Origin of the sequence: Streptomyces sp. NPDC101490, from assembly GCF_044767145.1 — a bacterium.
Classification (GTDB): Bacteria; Actinomycetota; Actinomycetes; order Streptomycetales; family Streptomycetaceae; genus Streptomyces.
This window is the reverse complement of the sequence record NZ_JBIWNI010000018.1, coordinates 116,355-139,557: the sequence shown is the minus strand read 5'-3', so window position 1 is coordinate 139,557 and position 23,203 is coordinate 116,355. Positions and strand designations below refer to the sequence as shown.

Genomic DNA, 23,203 nt, shown 5'->3' with positions numbered 1-23,203 from the left:
GTGCGCGGGTTACGCGTGGAAGGGCAGGCCGGCGTCGGCGGCGAGCTCCAGGTCGTCGCCCTCGGGCGGCGGGAGGAGGGTCGCGGTGCCGTCGCTGACGGGGACGACGCCGAGTTCGAGGAGTTCGGCCATGGCGGCGGAACCCGCCATGTCACGGACCTGGAGCTGGTAGCGGGCGGTGGTGCGGTAGGAGCCGCCGCCCTCGTCCCCGGTGCGCTGGAGGAAGCCGGAGTCGGTGAGGAAGGCGGCTGCCTTGCCGACGATGCCGGTGGTCGAACCGGCGAGGCGGCGGGCGTCCTTGGTGGCGCCGGTGGCGCTGCGGCGCGCGTAGATCCGCCAGGCGGCCTCCAGGCCGGGGGCGTCGGTCGCCGGGTCGGTGTTCTCCCCCTGCTCCTCGGCGCGCTGTTCGAGCCGCAGACAGGCCTGGCGTACGAACGCGTCGACGCCGTTGACCGTGAGGCGCCCGATGTACGCGTCGTCCGCGAGGTCCTCGGGGCGGGGGAAGGCCATGGTGGCGACGGCGAGGTGGGCCAGACCGTGCAGGAAGCGGTCGGCGGAGTCGGTGGAGGCCCGGCGGGCGTAGTCGCCCATGCGGACGGCGAAGACGGAGTCCTCGCCCGCCGTGACGGCCATCCCCGCGCGCGGGGAGACCTCCAGGACGATCAGGCCGAGGCCGGTGGCGACGGCGTCGGCGAGACGCGCGAAGGCGGGGTTCTCGCGGTAGCGGCGGAGCAGTTCGCCGTACTCGGCGTCACGGGCGGGCAGCAGCTTCGGCTGGAGGCCGAAGGAGACCAGCCGGGCCGCGTCGGCGGCGTCGGCGGGGGTGACGGGGGCGGCGGCACCGCCCGGGGAGGCGGCCGGGGGCTGCGGGGGCTCCTGCTCGCTCCACGCGTCGGCGTGCTCGGCGTGGGTCTCACTCACGGCTGGGGCTCCTCGGTGCGGCTCTCGGTCGGTGTCGTGGTCGGTACGGCCCGGGGGACGGGCAGCGGTACGGGGGTGACGGCCGCCGGGGCGGCGTGGCGTTCCCCGGGCGCGGCCGGTCCGTCGGCGAGGCGCACGGCCCGCACGGTGGGCGGTCCCTGCCGCCGCCCGGCCCCCGCGCGCGGGGCGACGGGCACGGCGACGACCCCGAGCCGGGGCCGGGCGTCGCCCTCCCCGGGCGCGGGCGGCTCACCGCGGCCCTCCGCACCGGCGGCGCCGTCGGCGACACGGGGCGGCTCGACGAGGACGGGGGCGAGACGGGGTCCGGGGCGGGGCGTGACCCCGGGGTGCGGAAGCCGTACGGGGCCGGCCTCCGGTGCCGGGGACGGCACGGGGCAGCCCTCGGGAACCGGGAGGGTCACGAGCGCGGCGGCCGGGAGCAGCGCGCGCGGGGCGCCCCGGTCCGGGGCGGTCCCGGTGTCCGGGACCGGTGTGAGTGGGGCATCCGGGTCGGGGACCGGCGCGGGGCCGGTGCCAGGGTCCGGTACGGCGTCGGGACCGGTGGCCCGTTCGGGTCGGGGGGCCGGCTCCGGTGCCGGTCCGGGGTTGGGCTTCGGTCCGGGGTTCGGCTTCGGTACGCGCGCGGGGGTCGGTACGCGCGCGGGGGCCGGTTCGGGCTGCCGCGCGGGGACCCGGCACGGGGCCGGGGCGGGAGGGGCGGTCGTCGGGGGCGGGGGGACGGGGGTCACGTCGCCTCCGAGCGGTCGGCGGCCATGCCCGCCGCGTCGAGCAGGGCCGTACCGACGATGAGGTCGGCGCCGCCGAACTCGGCGTCGTCCAGCGGGGTCCCGTCGTCGACGGCGAACAGGAGGCGCTCCTCGCCCTGCCGGTAGGCCGTGCCGACCGGGGGGCTCGCCGCGTGCACGGCGAGGAGCGCGACCAGGTACGGCAGCTCCGCGTCGATGTCCCGGGCCTCCGCGAGCAGCCCGGAGAGGCGGCGCGGGGCGTCGTGCTCCAGGTCGAGCAGCCGCAGCGCCTCCGTCAGCTGCTCCTCGCTGAAGCGGGAGTCGTCGGGGGTGGCGATGAGGTCGGGCTCGGGCATCTCCGCGCCGAGGTGCTCGCGCTCGACGGGCGGGGTCAGGAGCAGGTCGACGAGGTCGCCGAGGCGGACGGAGGCGGGGGTGCGCAGTCCGGTGCCCCGGGCGAAGAACGCGTCGGTGACCCTGGCGGCCTGTTCGACGGGGAGCGGCAGGGTGGGCGCGACGAGCTGTCCGTACAGGTCGAGCCCGGTGTACACGGTGGGCGCGGCGAACGCCTGCCGGTCCTGCTCGGCGCGGAAGAGCGGTCCGGCGTCGAGCAGCCGGGACTGGAGCTGGGTGTGGCGCCGGATGCAGTCCTTCACGATGTCGACGAGTTCGGCGGCGCGCCGCTTGTGCTCGGCCGTCCTGGCGTCGGACGCGGCCTCGGCCTCGTCCCGGACCCGGCGGATGTTGGTGAGGATCGCGTTCTCGTGGCGGTAGCGGTCGGCGACGTGATCGAGGGCCTCGGCGATCATGTCGGGGACCGTGTGGAGCCAGTCCACCGCGCGCACGTTGCGCCGGGTGGCGTCCAGGGTCCTGCGGAGGGTCTCGGCGTACTGGACGGTCCGGTAGCGGGCCTGCTCGGCGGCGAGCTGGGCGTCGGCGAGGCGGCCCCGGTCGATCAGGACCTCCAGCTTCACCTCGGCGGCGATCTGGGCGCTGGTGACGTCCGTGTCGAGGGCCCCGACGAGGACGTTGACCGCTTCGTCGGTGGTGCGGAGGTACACGCCGCCGCCGTAGCCGGGGACCTCTTCGATGAGCTTGAAGTCGTAGTCCCTGCGGACGTACACCCCGTCGGTGCCGAAGGTGCCGTAGACGGCGCGGAAGCCGCGGTCGACGCTGCCGACGTTGATCAGGTTCTCCAGGACCCAGCGGGCCACCCGCTCGTGCTCGGCGGCGGGACGCCGGGGGGCCTGGGCGGCGACGCGGGGCAGCAGCCTGGCCACTATCTGCTCGTGGTCGGCGCCGGTGTCGAAGTCCATGTTGAGCGTGATGAGGTCGATCGCGGCGAGGGCCACCTCGGCCATCGCGTAGACCGTGTACTCGCCCGCCAGGTTCGCCTTGCGGGCGTCGAGGTCGTGCAGCGGGGCGGTGCACGCGAGCGCGCGCAGGCGCCGCGCGAGCCCTTCGTCGGCGGCCGGACCCTGCGCGGGCCGCGGCCCCGCGCTGAGCTGGGGCGGAGCGAGGTCCGTCGAGGCAGGCGAAGTCACGGTGGACAGATTAGGTCCTCGAACTGACAACGGTCGAAACGGCGCAGATGCGGACCCGGCCGCGGGGCTCAGCCCGCGCGGCCGCCCGGGGCTTCCACGGCCCGCGCGTAGGCGGCCGTGACGCGGGCGCGGGAGTCGTCGAGGTAGCGGGCGAGGAGGCGTTCCGCGGTGGTCCGGTCCCCGGCGCGCAGCGCGTCCAGGATCTCCCGGTTGCGGGCGAGGTAGGGCTCGTGGAGCGGCCGGGGGTCGCCGACGAGGTGGAAGGCGAGGCGGAGTTCGGCGAGGACGCCCCGCATCAGCTCGTCGGTGCGCGCGCTGCCCGCGAGGGCGACGAGTTCCCGGTGGAAGTGGATGTTGGCGGTGGAGACGTCCGCCCACGCGCCCGCGTGGGCGGCGCTCTCGCCCTCCGTGACGGCGGCGGTGAGCCCGTCGAGGGCGTACGGCGGCCGTCCCAGACCGCGCACGACGGCGCATTCGACGAGGCGGCGCGTGCGGTGGATGTCGTCGACGTCCTCGACGGCCAGGACCCGGACGAAGACGCCCCGGTTGAGCTCGTGGACGAGGAGCCGTTCGCGGGTGAGGAGCCGGAAGGCCTCGCGCAGGGTGTTGCGGGAGACCCCGAGGGCGCCGCCGATGGCGTCCTCGGAGAGCCGGGTGCCGGGCGGGAACCAGCCCTCCGCGATCCGGGTGCGGAGCACGTCCGCGACCCGCTCCGCCGTGCTGGTGCGGCCGAGCAGCACCCGGTCGTCGGCCAGGTCCCGGGTTTCGCCCACTGTCACGGCGCGCTCCTCCTCGTACGTCGTGTGCGGGATCGTACGCGGCCGACGGGAGGTCTTGTCGGATTGTTGAACGATCCTCTACGTTGACGGCGCCGTGCGGTCCCCGCCGCCCGGTCCCCCGTGCCGTCCCGGCACGCTCCCCTGTGAGGTGCAGATGCGCACGCCAGCGAGCCCGCGCCCGGCCGAGGAGTCCCCGGCCGGTCCCTCGATCGATCTGAACGCCGACCTCGGCGAGGGCTTCGGCCGCTGGACGCTCACCGACGACGAGGCGCTCCTCTCGGTGGTGACCAGCGCCAACGTCGCCTGCGGCTTCCACGCCGGGGACGCGGCCACCATGCGCCGGGTCTGCGAGCTGGCCGCCGCGCGGGGGGTGCGGATCGGGGCCCAGGTCTCCTACCGCGACCTGGCCGGTTTCGGGCGGCGCGCCATGGACGTCCCGGCGGCGGAGCTGGCGGCCGAGGTGGCCTACCAGATCGGCGCCCTGGAGGTGTTCGCCCGCGCGGCGGGCTCGCGCGTCTCGTACGTGAAGCCGCACGGCGCGCTGTACAACCGCGTGGTCCGGGACGGGGAACAGGCGGCGGCGGTCGTGGCGGGGGTGCTGCTCGCGGACCGGACGCTCCCGGTCCTGGGGCTGCCGGGGTCACGGCTGCACGAGGCGGCCTCGGCGGCGGGGCTGCCGGTGGTCGCCGAGGCCTTCGGCGACCGGGCGTACCGGGCGGACGGGTCCCTGCTGCCGCGCGGCGAGCCGGGCGCGGTCGTCAGCGACCCGGAGGCGGTCGTGGAGCGCTCGCTGGCCCTCGCCGGACCCGGGGTGGTCACGGCGCACTGCGGCGGCGCGGTCGCCGTGCGGGCCCGGTCGCTGTGCCTGCACGGCGACACCCCGGGCGCCGTGGACCTCGCACGGCGGGTGCGGGAAGGTCTGGAGGCCGCCGGGATACGGGTGGAGGCGTTCGTATGACGGACTCCGGCACGCGCGTGCTGCGGGTGGGCGAGCGGGCGCTCCTGGTGGAGCTGCGCGACGGCGAGGCGACGGAGGCGTTCCACGCGGGGCTGCTGCGGCGGCGGGCGGCCGGGACGCTGCCCGCCGTGGGGGAGATCGTGCCCGCCGCGCGGACGGTCCTGCTCGACGGGGTGGCGGACCCGGAGCGGTTCGCGGCCGAGCTGACCGGCTGGGATCCGGGGCCGGTCCCCGCGCGCGTGGGCCGGGCCGTCGACATCCCGGTCCGGTACGGCGGTCCGGACCTTGCGGAGGTCGCGGCGCACTGGGGGGTGTCCGTCGAGGCGGCGGTGCGCCTCCACACGGCGGCCGAGTTCCGGGTGGCCTTCTGCGGCTTCGCTCCGGGCTTCGGCTATCTGACGGGCCTCGGCGAGCGGTACGCGGTGCCGCGCCGGGCGACGCCGCGCACCTCGGTGCCCGCCGGATCGGTCGCGCTCGCGGGGCCGTACACGGGCGTGTACCCGCGTTCCTCCCCTGGTGGCTGGCAGCTGATCGGCACGACCGACGCCGTCCTCTGGGACGCGGACCGGGAACCGGCCGCGCTGCTCTCGCCGGGCACCCTGGTCCGGTTCACGGAGGCGGGTGTTCCCGGGCGGAAGGGGCCCGCCGGGACGGCGCCCTGGCGGGGCTCGGCGGCGGACGGGTCCTCGGGGTCCGGACCCGGGGCGGAGGGCGGGCGATGAGCGGCCGGGCCCTCGCCGTCGTACGGGCCGGGGCCCTGACCACCGTCCAGGACCTGGGCCGCCCCGGCCACGCGCACGTGGGGGTGGGCCGCTCGGGCGCGCTCGACCCGGAGGCCGCGCGGCTCGTGAACCGGCTCGTCGGCAACCCGGAGACGGCCGCCGTCCTGGAGACCACGGTGGACGGCTGCGCGCTGCGCCCGCGCGGGGCGGTCACCGTCGCGGTGGGCGGGGCGCCCTGTCCGGTGCGGGTGGACGGGCGCCCGGCGGCCTGGGGGACGGCGCTGCGGGTGCCCGCGGGGGCCGTCCTGGAGGTCGGCGCGGCCGTGCGCGGGCTGCGGTCGTACGTGGCGTTCGCTGGTGGTGTCGACGTCGAGCCGGTGCTCGGCAGCCGTTCCACGGACCTGCTGTCGGGGCTCGGTCCCGCGCCGCTGACGGCGGACACGGTGCTGCCGCTGGGGCCGGTCGCCGGGGTGCCGGGACCGGTCGACACGTCCCCGTGGCCGGGCCCGCCGGACGTGCTCGTCCTGCGGATACGGTTCGGGCCCCGCGACGACTGGTTCACCGGCCCGGCGCTGCGGACCCTCGCCACGCGCGCGTACCGGGTGTCCCCGGCGAGCAACCGGGTGGGACTGCGCCTCTCGGGACCGGCCCTGGAGCGGGCGGTGCCGGGCGAACTGCCGAGCGAGGGCATGGTCCTGGGGGCGGTGCAGGTGCCGCCGGACGGGTGCCCGGTGGTGTTCCTCGCGGACCATCCGACGACCGGGGGCTATCCGGTGGTCGGCGTGGTGCGGGAGGCCGATCTGGGCGCGGCGGCGCAGGCGGTGCCGGGGACGCCGGTGCGGTTCGTGCCGGGGCGCTGACGGTCATTCGGGCGCGTCGCCGGGGGCCGTGCCACGGGGGCTCCGGGGCGGCGGGCCGTAGCCACCGCCGCCGGGGGTGCGCAGCACGAGGACGTCGCCGGGACCCACGTCGGTGGCCGCCCGGCCGCCGAGGCGCTCCACGGTGCCGTCGGCGCGTTCCACGCTGTTCTCGCCGAGGGCGCCGGGTTCGCCGCCCGCCATGCCGTACGGGGGGACCCTGCGGTGTCCGGTGAGCAGGGTCACCGTCATGGGTTCCAGGAAGCGGAGGCGGCGCTCGACCCCGTGTCCGCCGTGCCAGTGGCCGCGCCCGCCGCCGTCCTCCCGTACCGAGAAGGCGTCGACCCGGACGGGGTGGCGCCACTCCAGGACCTCGGGGTCGGTGAGCCGGGAGTTGGTCATGTGGGTCTGGACGGCGTCGGCGCCGTCGAAGCCGTCGCCCGCGCCCGAACCGCTGGCGACGGTCTCGTAGTACTGCACGCGCGCGTTGCCGAAGGTGACGTTGTTCATGGTGCCGGAGCCCTCGGCCTGGACGCCGAGGGCCGCGTAGAGGGCGCCCGTGACGGCCTGGGAGGTCTCGACGTTGCCCGCGACGGTCGCGGCCGGGGCGACGGGGGCGAGCATGGAGCCGGGCGGGACGCGGATGTCCAGGGGTTCGAGGCAGCCGCTGTTGAGCGGGATGTCCTCGTCGACGAGGGTGCGGAAGACGTACAGGACGGCGGCCGTCACGACGGCCGTGGGGGCGTTGGCGTTGCCGGGGAGCTGGGGCGAGGTGCCGGTGAAGTCGATGACGGCGGAGCGCCGTTCGCGGTCGACGCGGACGGCGACCCGGACGACCGCGCCGTCGTCGGTCTCGTAGCGGCAGGTGCCGTCGTGGAGGCGGGCGACGATCCGGCGGACGGACTCCTCGGCGTTGGCGCGGACGTGCCGCATGTAGGCCTGGACGACGTCGAGCCCGTACTCCTCCACGGTCCGGCGCAGTTCCTCGACTCCCTTCTCGTTGGCGGCGATCTGGGCGCGCAGGTCGGCGAGGTTGGTGGCGGGGTCGCGGGAGGGGTGCGGGGCGTCGGTGAGCAGCGCCCGGGTCTCGGTCTCGCGCAGCCGTCCGTCGCGGACCAGCAGCCAGTTGTCGAAGAGGACGCCCTCCTCGTCCACGGTCTGGCTGAAGGCGGGCATGGAACCGGGGGTGATCCCGCCGATCTCGGCGTGGTGGCCGCGTGAGGCGACGAGGAAGCGGAGCCGTGGGCCGCCGGTGGCGGGCACGTCGGCGTCGAAGACCGGGGTGATGACGGTGACGTCGGGCAGGTGGGTGCCGCCGTGGTACGGGTCGTTGACCGCGTAGACGTCGCCGGGGCGCAGGTCGTCGGCGCGCCGGCGCAGCACTTCCTTGACGGTCTCGCCCATGGAGCCGAGGTGGACGGGGATGTGGGGGGCGTTGGCGATGAGGTTGCCGTGGGCGTCGAACAGCGCGCAGGAGAAGTCGAGGCGTTCCTTGATGTTGACGGACTGTGCGGTGTTCTCCAGGCGGACGCCCATCTGCTCGGCGATGGCCATGAAGAGGTTGTTGAAGACCTCCAGGAGGACCGGGTCCGCGTCCGTTCCGGCCGCCACGCGCGCGGGGCGCGGGGTGACGCGGCGCAGGAGGAGGTGTCCGGTGCCGGTCGCGGTGGCCCGCCAGCCGCTGTCGACGACGGTGGTGGCGTCGGTCTCGGCGAGGAGCGCGGGCCCGTCCACGGTGTCGCCGGGCCGCAGGTCCTCGCGCCGGTGGAGCGGGGCTTCGTGCGCTGTTCCGGCGCTGTGCATACGGATGGTGGTGTGCGGTACGGGGGGTCCGGCCGGTGCCGTGCCCGGTGTCGGGCCGGTCCGCGCGCTGCCGGTGCTCGGGCCGGTCCGTGCCGCCGTGCCGGGGTCGGGGGTGGGCCGTGGCGTGTCGGCGGGCGGGGCGGGGCGGACGGGGGCGTGGGGTCCGGCGCGGCCGACGGCCGCCACGGAGACGGCTTCGACGACGAGGGGCCGGTCCAGGGTGAAGGCGTACCGCGCACGGTGTGCGGCTGTGAACTCGCTTTTCATGCGGTGCGGGGGTGCGAGGTCGACCGGGAGGCTCGCGTCCGTTCCCTCGTAGCGCAGGAGTACGCGGGCGTGTGTGGTGATCGCCCCGTCCGCGAGGCCGTCGGAGCGGAGTTCCGCGCGGGTCCGGTCGGCGAGTTCGGCGCAGAGGGCCGTCACGCGCGCGGGGGTGCCGGGGGCGTCGAGTCCGGCCTCGACGGACCGTTCGCGCATCGCGGTGGCGTCGGCGAGCCCGATGCCGTACGCGGAGAGGACCCCGGCCAGCGGAGGGACGAGGACGGTCTCGACGCCCAGCGCGTCGGCGACGGCGCAGGCGTGCTGTCCCCCGGCGCCGCCGAAGCTCGTGAGGGCGTACCTCGTGACGTCGTGGCCGCGCTGGACGGAGACCTTCCTGACGGCGTTGGCCATGTTGAGGACGGCGATCTCCAGGAATCCGGCGGCGACGTCCTCGGGGGTCCGGCCGCCGCCCACCTCCTCGGCCAGGGCGGTGAACCGTTCCCGTACGACGTCGGCGTCGAGGGGCCGGTCGCCCGTCTCCCCGAAGACGGCGGGGAAGTGGGCGGGCTGGACCCGGCCGAGCATGACGTTGGCGTCGGTGACGGTCAGCGGGCCGCCCCGGCGGTAGCAGGCGGGCCCGGGAACGGCGCCCGCGGAGTCGGGTCCCACCCGGTAGCGGCGGCCGTCGTAGTGGAGGACGGAGCCGCCGCCCGCGGCCACGGTGTGGACGCTCATCATCGGTGCCCGCATCCGGACCCCGGCGACCTGTGTACCGAGTTCACGCTCGAAGGTGCCCGCGTAGTGCGACACATCGGTGGAGGTGCCGCCCATGTCGAAGCCGATGACCCGGTCGTGGCCCGCCCGCTCCGAGGTGCGGGCCATGCCGACGACACCGCCGGCCGGTCCGGACAGGACCGCGTCCTTGCCCCGGAAGTGGGCAGCTTCCCGCAGCCCTCCGTTGGACTGGAGGAACATGAGACGGATCCCGGCGAGTTCGCGGGCGACCTCGTCGACGTACCGGCGCAGGATCGGCGACAGATAGGCGTCGACGACGGTGGTGTCGCCGCGCGGGATCAGTTTGATGAGTGGACTGACCTCGTGCGAGCAGCTGACCTGTGTGAATCCGGCGGCGGTGGCGAGAGCCCCGGTCCGGGTCTCGTGCCGCGGGTACCGGTGGCCGTGCAGGAGGACGACGGCGGCGGAGCGGAGGCCGTCGCGGTGGGCCACGGCCAGCGCCCCGGCGACGGCCGTCTCGTCCAGCGCCCGGACGACCCGGCCGTGCGCGTCGATCCGTTCGGGGACCTCGATCACACGCGCGTAGACCGCTTCGGGCAGCACGATGTGCCGGTCGAAGATGCGGGGCCGGTTCTGGTAGGCGATGCGCAGGGCGTCACGGAAGCCCTCGGTGATCAGCAGGACGGTCGGCTCGCCCCGCCGCTCCAGGAGCGCGTTGGTGGCGACGGTGGTGCCCATCTTGACGACCGCGACCCGGTCGGCGGGGACGGGATCGTCCGGCCCCAGGCCGAGGAGGAGGCGGATTCCGGCGACGGCGGCGTCCGCGCGGCGGGCCGGGTCGTGGGAGAGCACCTTGCGGGTGACGAGCCGCCCGTCGGGCCGCCGCCCCACGACGTCCGTGAAGGTGCCGCCCCGGTCGATCCAGAACTCCCAGCGGTCGTCCATCCCTCCATTGTGGCCGCGAGAGCCGTGGCGGGGGCGGCGTCCGCGCCCGTCGAGCGGGCCGGTGGGGTGCCGTGTGCCGTGTGTCGGGTGCGGTGCCGTCGGCCATGTGTGGCGGTTCGGCGGCGACGAGCGGGAAGAGCCACGGGAGCGGGCCGGTGCCGCGGCGCGGGACCCGTCGGGTGCCCACGGTGGCGAGCCGGAGGAGGCTCTCGGCGCGGGTCGGGGCTGCGGGGGGGGCTCCCCCGGGCGGGCGGTGTGCCATGGGCGAGGGCCGGTCCGCGAGGCCCGGCATGCGAGGCCCGGCACGCGAAGGCCCGGCACGCGAAGGCCCGGCATACGAGGGCCGGGTACGGAGCCTCACCGCCCGAGCACGGCGGTCGGCCGCCGCTCCGGGGCGGGGCCACGGCGGTGGAGGGTTCCACCGCGGGCCGCGCCGCCCCGGAGGGGGCCGGTCAGACCTGGAGGTCCGGGCCTATCCGGTTGCGCACGGCGGTCTGGACCTCGGCCTCCTCGGCCGGGTCCGCGGCGAGGCGGCGCAATCGCTCGGCGACGCGCACGTCCCCGGTCTCGGCGTGCTCGGCCGCGACCTCGCGGGTGGTCTCCTCGCAGTCCCAGAGGCATTCGACCGCGAAACCGGTCGCGAAGGTGGGGTCGGTGGCGGCGAGCGCGCGGGCCACCCGACCACGGAGCTGGGAGGAGGTCGTCTCACGGTAGACATGGCGCAGCACGGGGGCCGCGCAGGCGATCCCGAGGCGGCCGGCGCCGTCGACGAGCCCGGCGAGGGCGGGCGCGTCGGGACCGGCGGAGCGTACGGTGCCGCGGAGCGCGCCGAGGACGGAGGGGGAGTCCTGGGCGGTGCCTCGGCAGGCGAGCACGTCGGCGGCGGCGACACCGAGGGCGTCCGTCCTCCGTACCCAGGCACGGGCGCGGGCGACGGCGTCCTCGCCGCACATGCGCCGGTACGCGGCGACGGCGGCCTCGGCGACCTCGTGGGAGTCCCCGTCGGCGGCCGCCTCGACGAGATCGAGGACGGCGGGGTCGCGCGACTCGGCGAGGTGGTGCAGGGCGGCGCCCCGGGCTCCCGGCGCGGCGCCCCGGGCGGCGGCGAGCAGTTCGGGCCGGTCCTCGGGTCCCGCGACGGCGGTGAGGCAGCGGGCGGCGGGCCCGTACAGCACGGCCCCGCGTTCGTACCCCTCCTGCGCCCAGTCGAGGACGGCGCGGACGCTCCAGCCGGGGCGCGGGCCCGAGGGACGCATCTGGCGCTGCCAGCGGTCGAAGGAGCCCTGTTCCCCGGCGGCCCTGACACGGGCGCCGACGGTTTCGCGCGGGTCTTCCGCCCACAGTCGCCAGGGGCGCGGCTCGAAGGCGTCACGGACGACGGCGGCGAGTTCGGCGGCGCCCTCCGCGTCGGCCGGGAACCGGGCCAGCACGGGCAGGGCGAGGGCGCGGAGTCCGGTGTCGTCGTCGCGGAGCGCCAGCTCGTCCAGGGCCCAGGCCCAGTTCGTGCCGGTCGCCGCGTAGCGGCGGAGCAGGAGCAGGGCGTCCTGGCGTCCGTAGGACGCGAGGTGGCCGAGGACGGCGAGCGCGAGCCCGGTCCTGGACTCCTCGGTGTCGAGGTGGTCCTCGGCGCCGAAGAGGTGCGCCTCGATCTCGTCGAGACCTCCGTGGAGGTCCAGGTAGAGACGGGCGTAGTAGAGGGAGCGGTTCTCGACCTGCCAGTCATGGCGGGGATCGTCGAGAACGCAGTGGTTGAGGGCCGCGAGGGCCTCGGCGCGTGGCGCGGCGAGCGCGTGCAGGGTGCCGTCGCCGCGGCCCCGCTGCAGCAGGCCGAGCAGAGTGCCGCTCGGCGCTATGACTGGTTCGAACATGGGGAGACGCCTCACATCAAGCTGTCGACACGACCGGGGGATGCCGGGATGACCGGGGCAGGGCGCTGAGCGGCCCGTACTCCTAGGTCGTGCGGCGACATGTCGGGCCGCTCGTCGTGTTCCGCTTGGCAGTGATCATCTTCCTCAGCCTCTCGTCAGTGACCCGTTTTGCCGGGCCCGACGTCATGATGACCCACCCATTTCGCCGACGCGACCACATTTACGACGCCGCTCCCACCTGGGGTTCAGTGGCCGTTCACCGGGCACTGAAGAGGTCGAGAAGTTCCGTCTTGCCGAACATGCGTGCGGTGTCCACGGCCGATGGAGTGCCCGATTCCGGATCGGCGCCACCGGCCAGGAGGGCGTGGATCACGGCCTCCTCGCCCTTGAAGACGGCACCGGCGAGCGGGGTCTGCCCGCGGTCGTTCGCGCGGTCGGCGTCGGCTCCGCGCGCGAGGAGGGCGGAGACCGCGGCGGCATGGCCGTGATAGGCGGCGAGCATGACGAGGGAGTCACCCCTGTCGTTGGTGAGGTTCACCGGCACCCCCGCGTCGACGTAGGCGGCCAGCGCGTCGGCGTCCCCGGCCCGGGCGAGGTCGAAGACCTTGGACGCCAGCTCGATGACCTCGGGGTCCGGAGTGTCGCTCATCGGGTGGAACCGCCTCTCTCCTGCAGTGTTGGCCTGTGCACGGCAAGCGCAGCCGTACGAGTGAATCGACAGGGTACTGCCCGTCCACCGACATGACCTCGCCCCACCGAGGCAAAGATCACGGCAATACATCCCCGGCGCCCTCCTAGCGCACGCCGGATATTTCGCCACTCGGCAGGCCTCCCTCTGTCCGCCGGTGAAGTGAAATCAACCGTTTTTCACCCATATGCAGCTTTAGTCATATAGATACTTGCCGTGAACCTGGAAGGACTCATGGTGACTGTCCCCTCAACCAGGAGAACAACCAATGATCCTGTCCATCTCAGGCGTGGTCCTGCTCGGCATCATCTGCTTCCTGTTCTTCAAGAAGGACGGGATGAAGGCCTCGCACGCCCTCGTCAGCGCGCTGTTCGGTTTCTACCTCGCGGGCACGGCCATCGCCCCGAGCATCACGGCGGGCGGCCAGAGCCTCGCCGGTCTCCTGGGCGGGATCAAGTTCTGACGCCCTTCCGTCCCTTCCACCACCACAGGAGCACCCCGTGGCCCGGCGACCACTCCCCCGCATTCTGAGCAGCGGCAGCGCACAGATCGCTCGCAGTCGAGAGATCGCGCGCACGGCCGCCGACAGCGCCACCGACGTGCTCCATCCGCTGATCACGGTCTCCCGCGGTCTGCGGAAACTGGCCGCGACCGCGCGCGCCAAGTGGGCCGCGACCCCCAAGGACCGGCGTGGTCCCACGTTGTTCCTGGTCGCGGCCTGCGTCATGGTCGTCGTCCTCGCACCGTACGGCCCCCTCCTAGCCCTCGTCGCCGTCATGGGCGCGGCCGCCTGGCAGGGGCGTGAGCGCCCGGTCGTCAAGACCGGGCCGGACGACGCGGAGGCCGCCCGTCTCAGCGGTCTCTACGAGGCCCTCGTGCCGTACTTCTCCGTGGCCGACGACCCCGCCCCGCTCTTCGCCCACGGCGGCGACTGGAGCGGCGCCTTCGCGGAGTACGCCTTCGACGGGGACGGACGGCTCACCCGGCTGAGGATCGCCTACCCCCCGTACTTCACCGACGGCGAGCCCGCCGCACGCGCGCGCATCGAGCAGCTGCTGCACGCCAAGTCCGGGCGCGGCCGCGAGTACCGCTTCGACTGGGACGAGGAGGGCAACCGGCTGGTGATGAGCGTGCTGCCCGCCCTGCCCACCACCATCGCCGCCCAGCACTTCGTGACCATGCCCGGCGAGACCGTCCTCGGCTTCACCGACGCGGACGCCGTACGGCGGACCGTGCCCGTCGTCGGCACGGACGGCACGGAGGACGCCCCCGCCGTCGTCTGGCGCACCGGCCCCCGCTCCGCCGAGTCCCACCTCCTCGCCGTCGGCCAGCCCGGCAGCGGCACCACGTCCCTGCTGCGCTCGATCGCGCTCCAGGCCCTCGCCCACGGTGACGTCCTCGTCGTCGAGGGCGGCGGGACGGGCGAGTACGCGTGCCTCACCGGACGGGACGGCGTCCTGGCCGTCGAGTGCGGCCTCTCCGGCGCCCTGACCAGCCTGGAGTGGGCGGCGCACGAGACGGAACGGCGCCTGATCTCCGCCAACCGTGCCCGGCAGGCCGGGCACGCGGCCCCCGAGGACACCCGGCGCCCGCTCTGGATCCTCCTCGACCGGCCGAGCGTCCTCGGTCACCTGGCCGCCGCCGACGGCCGCCCCGACCCGCAGGACCTGCTCCAGGTGCCACTGCGGCACGGGCGCGCCGCGCAGGTCACGGTGGTGGTCGCCGAGCACTTCGACAGCGCGGACACCCTGAGCGAGGCGGTACGGACCCACACCAGGGCCCGGATCGCGCTCGGCCCGGCCTCGCCGGAGCAGATCGCGGCGGTCCTGGGCGCCGAGCCGCACACCACGCCGACGCCCGAGGTCCCGGCCGGCCGGGGCTACGCGCGCCTGGGCACCGGACCCGTACTGCGCCTCCAGGTGCCCGCCACGCCCGACCCGTACGACGAGGCGACGAGCGAGGCGCACCGGCGGGCCGTCCTCGATCTGCTCCCCGAGCGGCTCACGGCCGCCGTGTCGGTGATCAAGACCGTCCCCGCCGCCACCGCCTCCCCGGTCTCCCCCTCCTCCCCTGTCTCCCCCGTCGAACCGGACCCGGGCCCGGCGACCCTCCAGACCCCGGTCCCCGCCGAGGGCTGAGGACAGCGGACGGGGGGGGGGGGGGGGGGGGGGGGGGGGGGCGGGGGGCGCCCCCCCCCCCCCCCCCCCCCCCCCGGCCGTTAACGGCCACTAACCTTCCTCCCATGACTGTGAACCTCGAAGTCGCCGAAGGCGTCGGCACGATCCGGCTCGCCCGCCCCCCGATGAACGCCCTGGACGTCGCCACCCAGGACCGGCTGCGCGAGCTGGCCCAGGAGGCGACCGACCGCGACGACGTGCGCGCGGTGGTCCTGTACGGCGGGGAGAAGGTGTTCGCGGCGGGCGCGGACATCAAGGAGATGCAGGTCATGGACCATGTGGCCATGGTCAAGCGGTCCCGTGCCCTCCAGGACGCGTTCACCGCCGTCGCCCGCATCCCCAAGCCGGTCGTCGCCGCCGTCACCGGCTACGCCCTGGGCGGCGGCTGCGAGCTGGCGCTCTGCGCGGACTACCGGATCGCCGCCGACGACGCCAGGCTGGGCCAGCCGGAGATCCTGCTCGGTCTGATCCCGGGCGCCGGGGGCACCCAGCGGCTCTCCCGGCTGATCGGCCCCTCCCGGGCGAAGGACCTCATCTTCACCGGCCGGATGGTGAAGGCGGACGAGGCGCTGACGCTCGGTCTGGTCGACCGGGTCGTCCCGGCGGCCGAGGTGTACGAGCAGGCGCACGCCTGGGCCGCCCGGCTCGCACGGGGTCCCGCGGTCGCGCTGCGCGCCGCGAAGGAGGCCGTCGACCAGGGTCTGGAGGCCGACATCGACACCGGTCTCGCCATCGAGCGGACCTGGTTCGCCGCGCTGTTCGCGACCGAGGACCGGGAGCGCGGGATGCGCAGCTTCGTCGAGGAGGGCCCGGGGAAGGCGAAGTTCGTCTGACGGGCCGTTCCGGGGGGCCGATCCACGGGAACGGCCCCCGCGGACGCGCCGGTGCGGCCATGATGGGGGGCATGGCGGGCCTGGAGGGCAGAGAACAACCGTGGCAGCGCGCGAGCGCCGCCGCAGCGCGGTGGTCATCGGCCGCGGACGACGAACAGGCCGCTCACGTAGTGGAGTTGTACGGCAACCCGGCCGAGGAGGATGTGCGTCTCCCGTCCCGTCCGGAGTCCGCGTGGGTGGCGCGGCGGCTCACCCGGCACGTGGTGCTGCGGGAGTGGTCGCTGGGCCCGCAGATCACGGAGCACGCGGTGCTGCTCGTCTCCGAGCTGGTGGGGAACGCGGTGCGGCACACCGGCGCCCGGGTCTTCGCGTTACGGCTCCAGCGGCGGCGCGGCTGGATCAGGGTGGAGGTGCGCGACCCCTCGCGCGGACTGCCCTGTCTGATGCCGGTGCACGAACTGGACACCAGCGGGCGGGGCCTCTTCCTGGTGGACAAGCTCTCGGACCGCTGGGGCGTGGACCTGGCGCCCCGGGGCAAGACGACCTGGTTCGAGATGAGGGTCGCCGACCGCCCCTGAGCGGGCCGACCGCCTTCGCGCGCGGAGGCCCCCACGCCCGACGCCGCCCGTGGTGGTGGCCGACCGTCCCCGGACGCACGGAAGCCCCCGTGCGCCGTGGTGAGGCAGTAGGGGGCTTCCGTGTGATGCGCCGTGGACGGGGGGGTGTATCCACGGCCGCTCTGTCGACCTGGCCCGGGTCAAGGGGGTCTTGGCTCCGACTATGACAGACAAGAGGCCGCCTCGCCAAAAGTCTTTAGTGGGGCAAACTGGACGAAACTGGTATAGTTAGACGGTAAATCGTTGGTGACGTGTGGCACCTGCCTTGCAAACAATGAATGGCTATGCGGTTCATCGATTGTTTCCCGGGCTTGTCCGCATAGTGGACGCTTATTCTGGACTCACAAACGTCCTTGATTGGCCTAATCTCCACCAAACGGTCGCTATCGCCCTTAAATGGTCGCGTGAAGCCGACCGACCGCCGAGGAGTCCTCAGGGCGGGAGCGGCCGCCGCCCTCGCGGGAGCCCTCGCCACCGCCTGCGGCACGGACCCCCGCCCCGCCGCGCCCGCCGCCGTCCGGCGCCCCGCCCCCGAAGCCGCCCGCTCCGCCGCCCCCGCGCCCCGGCGCTTCCCCGGTCAGCCCGTCGAGATCGCCCACGGCCCCCGCGACCGGCCCCGCGTCGCCCTCACCTTCCACGGCCAGGGCGACCCCGCGCTCGCCCGCACCCTCCTCGCCCAGGCCGAGAAGGCCGGTGCCCGCGTCACCGTCCTCGCCGTCGGCAGCTGGCTCGACGCCCACCCCGAACTCGCCCGCCGCGTCCTCGACGGCGGCCACGACCTCGGCAACCACACCCAGCACCACATCGACGTCAACGACATGACCGAGGACCAGGCCCACGCCGAGATCGCCGCCTGCGCCGACCGGCTCCGCCGCCTCACCGGCTCCGTCGGCACCTGGTTCCGGCCCTCCCGCACCCAGCACGCCGCCCCCGCCGTGGTGCGCGCCGCCCGCCGGGCCGGATACCCGCACGTCCTCTCGTACGACGTCGACTCGCTCGACTTCACCTCGCCCGGCGCCGCCGCCGTCGTCCGCAACGTCACCGGGACGGTCCGCGCCGGGTCCGTCGTCAGCCTGCACTTCGGCTATCCCGACACCGCCGCCGCGCTGCCCCTCCTCCTCGCCGACCTCGACCGCCGCGGACTGCGCGCGGTCACCACCACGGAGCTGCTGACCTGATGGCACACCCCACGCGGAGACACCTCGCACGGCGGACCGGGACCCTCCTCACCGCCGCCCTCCTCACCGCCCTCGCGGGCTGCGGCGGCGGCGACACCGGCAACGGCGCCGCCCCCGTCAGACGGGCCGAGGCCCCCGTCGCGCAGCGGCCCGCCGTCCCGCCGGGACTGCCGGGGATGCCCCCGCTCCTCGACCCCAAGGACGTCTACGCCGCCGACCGGCCCGACCGGCTCTCCCCGGTCGTCAAGGACTTCCCCTCCCGGGTGTACGTCCCCAACACCGGCTCCAACACCGTCTCCGTCATCGACCCGGCCACCTACCAGGTCGTCGAGACCATCCCCGTCGGCACACAGCCCCAGCACGTCGTGCCCTCCTGGGACCTGAAGACCCTCTGGGTCAACAACAACCGGGGCCACACCCTCACCCCCATCGACCCCGCCACCGGCAAGGCGGGCAAGCCCGTCGAGGTCCACGACCCGTACAACCTCTACTTCACGCCCAACGGCCGGTACGCGGTCGTGATGGCCAGCATGGACCGCGAACTCGTCTTCCGCGACCCGCACACCATGGAGCGGAAGAAGACCGTCCCGGTCAGCTGCTACGGCGTCAACCACGCCGACTTCTCCGCCGACGGACGCTACTTCGTCGTCTCCTGCGAGTTCTCCGGCGAACTCCTCAAGGTCGACACCGAGAAGATGGAGGTCGTCGGCCAGCAGAAGCTCCCCTTCCAGGGGGCCATGCCGCAGGACGTGAAGATCTCCCCGGACGGCAGGACCTTCTACGTCGCCGACATGATGGCCAACGGCATGTGGGTCCTCGACGGCGAGAAGTTCACCACCCCCACCCTGCTGCCCACCGGCAAGGGCTGCCACGGCCTCTACGTCGGCCGGGACTCCCGCGAGATGTACGTCTCCAACCGGGGCGAGGGCACCGTCTCCGTCTTCGACTTCACCAGGAACAAGCTCACCAAGAAGTGGCGGCTGCCCGACGGCGGCTCCCCCGACATGGGCGGCGTCTCCGCCGACGGCAAGGTCCTCTGGCTCTCCGGCCGCTACAACTCCGAGGTGTACGCCATCGACACCACCAGCGGCAGGCAACTGGCCCGCATCCCCGTCGGCAGCGGCCCCCACGGACTCGCCGTCTACCCGCAGCCGGGCCGCTACTCGCTCGGCCACACCGGGATCTTCCGCTGACCGGACCCGACCGGAGCGCACGAACGGGAGGGGGGTGGGGCCGCAGCGGCCCCACCCCCCTCATCCGGCCCCACCCGGCCCGTTAATCTGACCCCGTCAGAGAAGCACCAAGAAGGGGCGGAAGCAGTGGCGGACATCGAGTCGGCACGCACGGCATTCAACCGGTACGACGTGGACGGGGACGGCTTCATCACCGCCGCGGAGTACAAGAGCGTCATGGCGCAGCTGGGCGACTTCCACGTCACCGAGACGGTCGCCGAGGCCCTCATCAAGCAGCGTGACGGCAACGGCGACGGCAGGCTCTCCTGGGACGAGTTCTGGGCCGGCCTCAACAAGGCCTGACCCACCCGCCCCGGCGGGCGGCGCGGCGCTGAGTTGCCGCCCGTCCGGGGCTCGGTGACGATCGTCCGGTGACGCTTCCCGGACCTCTCGGCACCCCGAGCCGGCTGACCGCAGCGGCGCTCGCCGCGGTCGCCGTCCTGGCCGTCGCCCTGCTGGGCGGCGGACTCGCCCAGTACGGCACCGGTGAACTCGGCACCCCCGCGGCCGGCACCACCACCCTGCTGCGGCTCCTGCTGCTCACCGGTCTGGCCGTGCCCGTCGGAGAGATCACCGGACGCCGCTTCGCGGGCGAGGGAGCGCGGCCCAGGGCCCTGGCCGTCCCCGCCGCCCTCCTCGCCGCCGCCGCCTCCGCCGGAATCCTGCTGCTCTTCGTCGCCGTCAGCGGCCTCAGCGCGAGCGTCGTGTACGGACTCCGGGAGGGCCGCCTCCTGCTCGTCACGGCCAACGCCTGTGTCCTCGCCGCCCTCTGCGCCTCCTCCCGGCGCCCCGGCCTCGCCGCCCTGCCGCTCGCCGTCGCCATCGGAGCCGAGGCACTGCGCGCCCACCCCGAGGGAGCCCCCTTCCTCGGCACCTGCCTCACCCTGGTGCACCTCACCGCCGCCTGCCTCTGGACCGGCACGCTCTTCTACGTCCTGCGCGTCATGCGGCTGCGCGGCGGCGGCCGGGAGGTCCTCGCCCGGTACGCCCGGATGGCCGCCTGGGTGTACACGGCCCTCGCCGTCACCGGCACCGTCTCCACCCTGCGCAAGCTGCCCCTCGACGCCGTCCTGAGCACCGCCTACGGGCGCGTCCTGCTGGTGAAACTGGCCCTGTTCGGCGGTGCGAGCCTGCTGGCGCTCGCCGCCCGGAGCCGGATGACCTCGGGCGGGGACGCGCAGGGCCCGGCCCGGGTGGAGGTCTCCGTCCTGGTGGCGATCCTGGTCGTCTCGGCGCTGCTGACCGTGGTCCCCGACCCGCACGGGATCGCCCCCTGAGCGGCACCCGGCGGTGCCCTGCCGGTCCCCGGTCCTCCACCCCGCTGCCGTACCCCCACCGATGGCCGGATCACAGCCCGGCGCACGACTGATCGACGCGCGCCCCCCACCTGGTCTTTTGGCCGGAAGGCGAGGGTCCACTCGGACTAGACCATTGCTTTTTCCGCAGGTCGTGAGGCAGCTCTTTGCCAGGCAGCTTCCTGGCATGTCCGGAAGCGGACACCGGGGGCCCGGCAGTGATTTCCTCTGGGTGTGCGGCCGGGACGGCTGAAAAGCCACCGGCCGCCAAGGAAGTCACGACACGCGGGTACGCCGCACCCGTACCGCACCCGGACCTGGAACGGAGATCCACATGTCCTGTCGCTCCCGTCGCTCCCGTCGCTCCCCCCTCGTGCTCGCCACCGTCGCCGCCGCCGTCCTCGGAGGGTTCCTCGCCGCGGCCCCGGCCCAGGCGGCGACCACCGCGCCGACGAAGGTGACCCGGGGCGGGGACGACTTCGTCTGGCCCGTGCCGCCCAAGCCCGTACTGCCCTGCCTGCCGGGCGTCGGCCTGCCGTGCCGCGTCGTCGACCTCCCGGACGACTTCGTCTGGCCGACCGCTCCCAGGGACTGACCGCCATGAACGCCACGACCGCCGCCCTCGCCGCCGCCCCGCTTCAGAGCCACTCCCTGCGGGTCGCCTGCACCCCCGCCTCGAACCGGCTGGACGCCCCGAGCCGCTCCATCAGGTCCGCCACGATCCGCCGCTCCGTCCGCACCCCGATGCCCAGCGCACGCGCCACGGCATCGTCGGTCAGACCGCTCGCCAGGAGCTGGAGCAGCTTGCGCTCCTGGGGAGTGAGCCCACCCGGGAGGGCGTCACCGGGACCGTCCAGCGGGGAGGCGTGCTCCCAGTAGGCCTCGAACAGGGCCCGCATGGCCAGGACCACCGGCTGACTGCTGAAGAGCAGTGCGGACGGCTGGGCCTGGCCGGGCAGCCCGGCGACCACCGCCGCCGAGGTGTCCACGATGAGCAGCCGCATCGGCAGCGTCGGCGAGGTGCGGATCTCACTGCCCCGCTCCGCCATCCACTGGGCGTGCCCCCGGGTGACCCGGTCACCCGCGACGCTGTCCAGATAGATCGTGCGGAACCGCACCCCCCGCTCCATCGCCCGCTCGTTCAGCGGGCGGCCCGCCTCGACGGACTCCTGGGTCAGCGCCTTGCCGGGATGGAAGGCCAGCGACTCGTACGTACAGGACTCGGCCAGGGCCTCCAGGCGGATGCGGATGTCGTCGACGTTGTCGAGGTGCTCCGCGCCGTCCAGACCGCCCGACCGGCCCGAGGCCGTGTACTCGGCCGCGAGGGCGGCGAGCGCCGCCCGGTTCTGCTCGATCCGCTGCTGCCGGGAGGCCAGCTCGCGCTCCTCCCGCTGGAGCAGCACCTTCAGGCCGAGCGAGGGGTTCACCGCGCGCATCCGGCCCGGGGTGTCCCGGGAGGGCGCGAGCAGCGAGAGGCGCGTCAGCAGTTCGAGGGCCTCGTCCACCTTCTCGCACGTGCAGTCGAGGAGTTCCGCCAGGCGCTGCGGATCGAGCTCCTTGTGGAACAGGATCGCGCGGTACACCCCCAGGGTGTGCTGATCGAGCGACGAGACCTCGTCCACGTGCTGCCCCCAACAGTGCTGCGGCCTCCTGCCCGTGGCGGGGCGGAGGCTCCGAACCGGGGCCCTCCCGCCCCATTGCCGAAGCTGACCCGATTCACCCCATTAATCGATCATCACGCTACCCGTTCGACGATCTCCTCGAAAGGGAGTTCACGTGCTCCAGACCGGTTCCGCCCCGCCACGCCTCGACGGTCTCGTCGTCCTCGTCGTCGACGCCACCACGGGCGTCGGCCGGGAACTCACGACCCGTCTGTGCGCGGCGGGGGCCGTCGTCGCCGTCGTCGGCGCCGGCCACCCGGACCGCGTCGACGACGCCGCCACCAACGCGGCCTTCCTCTGCAAGGCCCTCACCGACGCCGGACTCGTGGCCCTGCCGTACCGGATCGACATCGGCGACCCCGCCGAGGCCGCCCGGCTGCCCGGCCAGATCGCCGCCGACGTCGGCCCGCTGGACGCCGCCGTCGTCCTCCTGCCGCCGCCGGACACCGGCACGGGACTGCACGGCGCCTTCCGCACCCTCTCGGCCGCCCTCGCCGCCGCCCTGCCGGCCGGCGCCCGCCACATCGAGGGCACCTCGTCCGGCGCCACCGGACCGGACACGACGACCGCCGGGGACCGCACCTGGGTCCGCTCCGTCGTCGACGGCCTGGCCGCCCGCGCGGCCCGGCGAACAGTCGCTGACCGGCGGCCCCCGAGGGCCGCCGCCACAGAAGTACCACGGGGAGAGACATGTCCATCCGAGTCGTCGTGGCAGGGGACCACCAACTGGTCCTGGAGGCCTTCGCCGAGACCCTGAACGGCACCAACGGCCTGGACGTCGTGGGACTCGCCACGACCTTCGAAGCCGTACTGCCCGCCGTGCAGCGGCACCGGCCCACCGTCCTGCTGCTCGGCGAGAGCACCATGGGGGGCAAGGCGCTGCACGCGGCGACCGAGGTCCGCTCGCACCACCCGAGCTGCGGGGTCGCCCTGATGGTCGGCGCGGCCACTCCGTCCGTCGTCGACCGGGCGGTGGCCGCCGGGGCCCTCGGCGTCGTCCCCAAGACGGCCCGGCTGCCCCAGCTGATCACCACCCTCGTCGGAGTGGCCGGGGGCTGTCTCACCGTCGACCCCGGACTGCTTCGGCCCCCGGCGGCCGGGGACGCGCTGCTGCTCAGCGTCCGCGAGACGGACGTGCTGCGGCTCACGGCGGGCGGGGCGACGGTGAAGGAGATCGCGGGCGAGCTGTACCTCGCGGCCGGGACGGTACGGAACCTGACCTCGGCGGCGATCAAGAAGCTGGGCGGCCGCAACCGCTTCGACGCGGCCCGCATCGCCACCGAGTGCGGACTGCTGTGAGGAACCCGCCGGGCGGGGGACGGCCCGGACGCGCGCCGGCCCCGGCACGAGGCGTGCCGGGGCGGGGCTTCACGACATGGTGGA

General features: G+C 74.6%; 22 protein-coding genes. 14 read left to right on the top strand and 8 right to left on the bottom strand.

What is annotated here, in order from left to right; all coding sequences use genetic code 11:
• Positions 1 to 9: 9 nt before the first annotated feature.
• The 4 genes from ACIRQY_RS26945 to ACIRQY_RS26930 all read right to left on the bottom strand — a co-directional run bounded on the left by ACIRQY_RS26945 (position 10) and on the right by ACIRQY_RS26930 (position 3,990).
• On the bottom strand, positions 10 to 921 hold the full coding sequence (locus tag ACIRQY_RS26945) for a hypothetical protein (protein WP_403930195.1): 912 nt from the start codon (positions 919 to 921) through the stop codon (positions 10 to 12).
• Positions 918 to 1,313 carry a hypothetical protein gene (locus ACIRQY_RS26940; protein WP_403930193.1) on the bottom strand — a complete coding sequence of 132 codons (396 nt, stop codon included), beginning with the start codon at positions 1,311 to 1,313 and terminating at the stop codon, positions 918 to 920. Before ACIRQY_RS26940 ends, ACIRQY_RS26945 begins: the two co-directional genes overlap by 4 nt.
• 353 nt (positions 1,314 to 1,666) lie before the next feature.
• Positions 1,667 to 3,211, bottom strand: coding sequence for a hypothetical protein (locus ACIRQY_RS26935; RefSeq protein ID WP_351795397.1), 1,545 nt, complete (start codon positions 3,209 to 3,211; stop codon positions 1,667 to 1,669).
• A 68-nt stretch (positions 3,212 to 3,279) separates the two neighbouring features.
• Positions 3,280 to 3,990 (bottom strand): GntR family transcriptional regulator, encoded by a 711-nt coding sequence (locus tag ACIRQY_RS26930; protein WP_403930192.1) that lies wholly within the window; start codon positions 3,988 to 3,990, stop codon positions 3,280 to 3,282.
• Between the two features lie 154 nt (positions 3,991 to 4,144).
• Here ACIRQY_RS26930 and ACIRQY_RS26925 point away from each other — a divergent pair, with 154 nt between their 5' ends.
• The 3 genes from ACIRQY_RS26925 to ACIRQY_RS26915 are packed head-to-tail and all read left to right on the top strand — an operon-like array spanning position 4,145 to position 6,530.
• Positions 4,145 to 4,948 carry a LamB/YcsF family protein gene (locus ACIRQY_RS26925; RefSeq protein ID WP_403930190.1) on the top strand — a complete coding sequence of 268 codons (804 nt, stop codon included), beginning with the start codon at positions 4,145 to 4,147 and terminating at the stop codon, positions 4,946 to 4,948.
• Positions 4,945 to 5,670: a 5-oxoprolinase subunit PxpB gene (gene pxpB, locus ACIRQY_RS26920; RefSeq protein ID WP_403930188.1), complete on the top strand. Its 726-nt coding sequence runs from the start codon at positions 4,945 to 4,947 to the stop codon at positions 5,668 to 5,670. Before ACIRQY_RS26925 ends, pxpB begins: the two co-directional genes overlap by 4 nt.
• Entirely contained in the window at positions 5,667 to 6,530 is an 864-nt protein-coding gene (locus ACIRQY_RS26915) for a biotin-dependent carboxyltransferase family protein (protein WP_403930186.1), read from the top strand. The genes pxpB and ACIRQY_RS26915 overlap by 4 nt, the downstream gene beginning before the upstream one ends.
• Before the next feature lie 3 nt (positions 6,531 to 6,533).
• Here the strand turns inward: ACIRQY_RS26915 and ACIRQY_RS26910 are convergent, their stop codons facing one another.
• From ACIRQY_RS26910 to ACIRQY_RS26900, 3 genes are all read right to left on the bottom strand, one after another.
• Positions 6,534 to 10,271 (bottom strand): hydantoinase B/oxoprolinase family protein, encoded by a 3,738-nt coding sequence (locus ACIRQY_RS26910; RefSeq protein WP_403930184.1) that lies wholly within the window; start codon positions 10,269 to 10,271, stop codon positions 6,534 to 6,536.
• 452 nt (positions 10,272 to 10,723) lie between these two features.
• On the bottom strand, positions 10,724 to 12,139 hold the full coding sequence (locus ACIRQY_RS26905; protein WP_403930183.1) for a HEAT repeat domain-containing protein: 1,416 nt from the start codon (positions 12,137 to 12,139) through the stop codon (positions 10,724 to 10,726).
• A gap of 256 nt (positions 12,140 to 12,395) precedes the next feature.
• The gene (locus ACIRQY_RS26900; RefSeq protein WP_351795377.1) at positions 12,396 to 12,788 is read right to left on the bottom strand and encodes an ankyrin repeat domain-containing protein; all 393 of its coding nucleotides are present in this window, start codon (positions 12,786 to 12,788) and stop codon (positions 12,396 to 12,398) included.
• A gap of 307 nt (positions 12,789 to 13,095) precedes the next feature.
• Here ACIRQY_RS26900 and ACIRQY_RS26895 point away from each other — a divergent pair, with 307 nt between their 5' ends.
• From ACIRQY_RS26895 to ACIRQY_RS26855, 9 genes are all read left to right on the top strand, one after another.
• Positions 13,096 to 13,290 carry a hypothetical protein gene (locus ACIRQY_RS26895; protein WP_015032212.1) on the top strand — a complete coding sequence of 65 codons (195 nt, stop codon included), beginning with the start codon at positions 13,096 to 13,098 and terminating at the stop codon, positions 13,288 to 13,290.
• Positions 13,291 to 13,327: 37 nt separating this feature from the next.
• Positions 13,328 to 14,965: a hypothetical protein gene (locus tag ACIRQY_RS26890; protein WP_403930180.1), complete on the top strand. Its 1,638-nt coding sequence runs from the start codon at positions 13,328 to 13,330 to the stop codon at positions 14,963 to 14,965.
• A gap of 104 nt (positions 14,966 to 15,069) precedes the next feature.
• Positions 15,070 to 15,837, top strand: coding sequence for an enoyl-CoA hydratase-related protein (locus ACIRQY_RS26885; RefSeq protein ID WP_351788431.1), 768 nt, complete (start codon positions 15,070 to 15,072; stop codon positions 15,835 to 15,837).
• A 59-nt stretch (positions 15,838 to 15,896) separates the two neighbouring features.
• On the top strand, positions 15,897 to 16,415 hold the full coding sequence (locus ACIRQY_RS26880) for an ATP-binding protein (protein WP_403930178.1): 519 nt from the start codon (positions 15,897 to 15,899) through the stop codon (positions 16,413 to 16,415).
• Positions 16,416 to 16,858: 443 nt separating this feature from the next.
• Positions 16,859 to 17,632 (top strand): polysaccharide deacetylase family protein, encoded by a 774-nt coding sequence (locus ACIRQY_RS26875; protein ID WP_403930176.1) that lies wholly within the window; start codon positions 16,859 to 16,861, stop codon positions 17,630 to 17,632.
• Positions 17,632 to 18,825 carry a YncE family protein gene (locus tag ACIRQY_RS26870; protein ID WP_351788439.1) on the top strand — a complete coding sequence of 398 codons (1,194 nt, stop codon included), beginning with the start codon at positions 17,632 to 17,634 and terminating at the stop codon, positions 18,823 to 18,825. Before ACIRQY_RS26875 ends, ACIRQY_RS26870 begins: the two co-directional genes overlap by 1 nt.
• Positions 18,826 to 18,951: 126 nt before the next feature.
• Positions 18,952 to 19,167 (top strand): EF-hand domain-containing protein, encoded by a 216-nt coding sequence (locus ACIRQY_RS26865; protein ID WP_351788442.1) that lies wholly within the window; start codon positions 18,952 to 18,954, stop codon positions 19,165 to 19,167.
• Between the two features lie 68 nt (positions 19,168 to 19,235).
• Positions 19,236 to 20,141, top strand: coding sequence for a copper resistance D family protein (locus tag ACIRQY_RS26860; protein WP_403930174.1), 906 nt, complete (start codon positions 19,236 to 19,238; stop codon positions 20,139 to 20,141).
• 352 nt (positions 20,142 to 20,493) lie between these two features.
• A complete protein-coding gene (locus ACIRQY_RS26855) occupies positions 20,494 to 20,754 on the top strand; it encodes a hypothetical protein (RefSeq protein ID WP_403930173.1) in 261 nt (86 codons plus the stop codon).
• 43 nt (positions 20,755 to 20,797) lie between these two features.
• Here ACIRQY_RS26855 and ACIRQY_RS26850 read toward each other — a convergent pair whose 3' ends face one another.
• A complete protein-coding gene (locus tag ACIRQY_RS26850; RefSeq protein WP_351788450.1) occupies positions 20,798 to 21,781 on the bottom strand; it encodes a helix-turn-helix transcriptional regulator in 984 nt (327 codons plus the stop codon).
• Positions 21,782 to 21,935: 154 nt separating this feature from the next.
• Between ACIRQY_RS26850 and ACIRQY_RS26845 the strand changes: the two genes are divergently transcribed.
• Together ACIRQY_RS26845 and ACIRQY_RS26840 are read left to right on the top strand one after the other, a co-directional pair.
• Positions 21,936 to 22,577, top strand: a complete 642-nt coding sequence (locus ACIRQY_RS26845) for a hypothetical protein (RefSeq protein WP_403930170.1) — start codon at positions 21,936 to 21,938, stop codon at positions 22,575 to 22,577.
• On the top strand, positions 22,511 to 23,119 hold the full coding sequence (locus ACIRQY_RS26840; RefSeq protein ID WP_351788456.1) for a response regulator transcription factor: 609 nt from the start codon (positions 22,511 to 22,513) through the stop codon (positions 23,117 to 23,119). The genes ACIRQY_RS26845 and ACIRQY_RS26840 overlap by 67 nt, the downstream gene beginning before the upstream one ends.
• The last annotated feature ends 84 nt before the right edge of the window (positions 23,120 to 23,203 follow it).